General features: G+C 68.0%; 3 protein-coding genes. All 3 read left to right on the top strand.

Translation table 11 applies throughout. The features are described 5' to 3' along the window. The coding region (locus HC022_RS21605; protein WP_167453786.1) for an NUDIX domain-containing protein at positions 1 to 804 on the top strand (804 nt) is incomplete at its 5' end. A gap of 68 nt (positions 805 to 872) precedes the next feature. Further along, the gene (locus HC022_RS21610) at positions 873 to 1,907 is read left to right on the top strand and encodes a cysteine synthase A (RefSeq protein ID WP_167453787.1); all 1,035 of its coding nucleotides are present in this window, start codon (positions 873 to 875) and stop codon (positions 1,905 to 1,907) included. Beyond that, positions 1,904 to 3,463, top strand: a 1,560-nt coding sequence (locus HC022_RS21615; RefSeq protein ID WP_167453788.1) for a DUF3772 domain-containing protein, incomplete at its 3' end; no start/stop codon positions are given. The genes HC022_RS21610 and HC022_RS21615, both read left to right, overlap by 4 nt.

Genomic DNA, 3,463 nt, shown 5'->3' on the forward strand with positions numbered 1-3,463 from the left:
GAAGCCTGCGGGCCGCTGTTCTCGTTCGAGGAGTGGCGCGCCGAGTGGGGCGATGCCGCCTGCGACGCCGCGCGCGAGATCATGGCGCAGCATGGACAGGCGGAGCTGGACGAGATCGGCCGGTTGCGGCCCTATCTCGAGGCCCGCGCCTGGGCGCTGCAGCTGGGCCGCCAGGGCGCGCCCGCCGAGCTGCGCTCGAAACGCGGCCGAGAGGCTGTCGAGTTCCTCGGCGACCGGCCGGGCTGGGAAGGCTTCTTCCGGATGCGCGCCTTCACCATGCGCCACCGCCGCTTCGACGGCAGCTGGACCGAACCGCTGCGGCGCGAGGCCTTCATGGCCTATGACGGCGCGCTGGTGCTGCCCTACGACCCCGAGACCGACCGGGTGCTGCTGGTCGAGCAGCTGCGCTTCGGCCCGACCCTGCGCGGCGATCCGCATCCGTGGGTGCTCGAGCCGGTGGCGGGGCTGGTCGATGCGGGCGAGAGCCCCGAGGTCTGCGCGCTGCGCGAGGCCGAGGAAGAGGCCGGCGTCAGCCTTCGCGACCTGCGGCCGATGATGAGGATCTACGCCTCGCCAGGCTATTCGACCGAGTACTTCCACTGTTTCCTCGGCTTCTGCTCGCTCAGCGAGCGCGACAATGGCGTCGGCGGGTTGGAAGAGGAAAACGAGGACATCCGAAGCCACGTCATCAGCTTCGACCGGGCGATGGAGCTGGTCGACAGCGGCGAGATCAACGTCGGTCCGCTGGCGATGATGCTCTACTGGCTGGCACGTCATCGTGAGGAGCTGCGCCGGGGTGCTTGAGTTCCCCCGGGGCGCGCCCTAAACCTGTCCTCCAGACGCTCACGACCTTACAAGAGGGGAGGCCGCCCATGCGGGTCGCACAGGATCTCGCGCAACTGATCGGAAACACGCCGCTTATCAAGCTGCGCAAAGCCAGCGAGATGACCGGCTGCACCATCCTCGGCAAGGCGGAGTTCATGAACCCCGGCCAGTCGGTGAAGGACCGTGCCGCGCTGTTCATCATCCGCGATGCGATCGAGAAGGGCCTGCTCGAGCCCGGCGGCACCATCGTCGAGGGTACCGCGGGCAACACCGGCATCGGGCTTGCGCTCGTCGGCGCATCGATGGGCTTCCGCCCCGTGATCGTGATCCCCGAGCCCCAGAGCCAGGAGAAGAAGGACATGATCCGCCTGGCCGGGGCAGAGCTCGTGCAGGTGCCCGCCGCTCCCTACAAGAACCCCAACAATTACGTGCGCTATTCCGGCCGTCTCGCCGAGGAGATGTCGCGCACCGCCGAACATGGCGTGATCTGGGCGCAGCAGTTCGACAACGTCGCCAACCGCCGTGCCCACGTCGAGACCACCGGCCCCGAGATCTGGGAACAGACCGGCGGCAAGGTCGACGGCTTAGTCGCGGCCGTGGGCTCGGGCGGGACGCTTGCGGGCGTGGCCGAGGCCCTGCAGCCCAAGGGCGTGAAGATCGGCCTTGCCGACCCGATGGGTGCGGCGCTCTACAGCTACTACAAGACCGGCGAGTTCAAGGCCGAGGGCACCTCGATCACCGAGGGTATCGGCCAGGGGCGGATCACCGCCAACCTCGAGGGGTTCACCCCCGATTTCGCCTATCAGATTCCCGACGAGGAAGCCCTGCCGCTGGTCTTCGACCTGCTGCAGGAAGAGGGGCTCTGCCTCGGCGGCTCGTCGGCCATAAACATCGCCGGTGCCATCCGCATGGCGCAGGAGATGGGCCCGGGTCACACCATCGTCACGGTGCTCTGCGACTACGGCAACCGCTACCAGTCCAAGCTGTTCAACCCCGAGTTCCTCAAGGAGAAGGGGCTGCCGGTGCCGAGCTGGCTCGACCGCGCGCCCGCCTCGATCCCCGGAGTCTTCGAGGACACATGACCCTTATCTACCGCTGGCTTCTTGCCGCCTGCCTCGCGCTCACTCTCACACTGGGCGCGGGAGGGGCTTATGCGCAGGACGGCTCTCTCGACTACACCGCCTGGAACAAGCTCGCCGACAGCGCCGAGCAGGTGATCGACGAGGGCGACGAGACCAATGAACAGTTCGAGACCCTGCGCAGCGAGATCGCCGGCTGGCGGGACAGCTTCCTGCAGGCGCAGAGCACCAACGCCACGCGGCTGCGCACGCTGCAGTCGCAGATCGACGCGCTGGGGCCGGCACCCGAGGAGGGCGCCACCGAGGCCGAGGGCATCGCCACCCGGCGCGCGGAGCTCACCGCCGAGATCCAGCGGCTCGAGGCCCCGGTGCGCAGCGCCGAAGAGGCCTATACCCGCGCCGACGGCCTGATCCGCGAGATCGACGAGATCATCCGCGCCCGGCAGACCACCGCGCTGCTCGAGCAGCGGCCGTCGCCGCTCTATCCCGCCAACTGGCGGGATGCGGCGGTCGAGCTTGTGGCGTCGGGACAGAGCATCTGGGCCGAGTTCGAGAAGAACATCGGCTCCGAGACAAAGTTTTCGGTCCTCAAGAGCAACCTGCCCGTGATCCTGCTGTTGCTGGGCATAGCAGGGCTGCTGGTGGTGCGCGGACCGGTCTGGATCCGCAAGCTTGTGGACTGGCTGCGCGTCCGCACCCGGCGCGGCACCGGGGTCTGGAGCTTCGTGGTCTCGCTGGGCGGCTTCGTGCTGCCGCTGATCGGGCTGATCCTGCTCACCGTGGCGCTGACATTGAGCAACGTGCTGGGTGAGAACGGCAGCGTCCTGCTCGAGCAGCTGCCGAACTGGGGCGGTACGCTGCTCTGGATCCGCTGGCTCGCCGATCAGACCTTCAACCGCAGCGACGATGTCGCCACCCTGCCGCTGCCGCTGGCCCGGCGGCGCGAGGCGCGGTTCTACGCCAACATGCTGGCAATCCTGCTGGTGCTGAGGTCCATCGGCGAGACCTTCTCGTCGACCTTCAACTACTCCGAGACCACCAGCATCGTGCTCGACTTCCCGGTGCTGGTGCTCTGTGCCATGATGCTCTGGCGGCTCGGGCACATCCTCGGCCAGCTCAGCCCCGAGACCGCGACCGACGGCACACTGCTCGAGGGCTCGCAGTTCCGCCTGCGCATGACGCGGATCATCGGCCGTGGCGCCATGGTCGCGGCCATCGTCGGCCCGATCATGTCGGCCATCGGCTACGACGGCGTCGGGCAGGCGCTGGTCTACCCGGCGGTGCGCACGCTGTCGCTGCTGGCGCTCATCCTCGTTCTTCAGCGCTTCATCAACGACCTCTACGAGCTGTTCACCGGCAAGAGTGCGCAGGACGCCGACAGCCTCGTGCCGGTGCTCGCGGGGCTCATGCTGCTGCTGGCGACCATCCCGCTTCTGGCGCTGGTCTGGGGCGCGCGCGTCGCCGACCTGACCGAGATCTGGGCCCGCTTCCGCGAAGGCTTCTCCTTTGGCGAGACCCGGATTTCGCCCACCGATTTCCTGACCTTCCTCCTGGTCTTC

It is taken from the genome of Salipiger sp. HF18, assembly GCF_011806505.1.
GTDB classification, from domain to species: Bacteria; Pseudomonadota; Alphaproteobacteria; order Rhodobacterales; family Rhodobacteraceae; genus Salipiger; species Salipiger thiooxidans.

Excerpts from the sequence above, each read along its gene's own strand:
- HC022_RS21610 (WP_167453787.1), top strand. The coding sequence starts at position 873 with ATGCGGGTCGCACAGGATCTCGCGCAACTGATCGGAAACACGCCGCTT.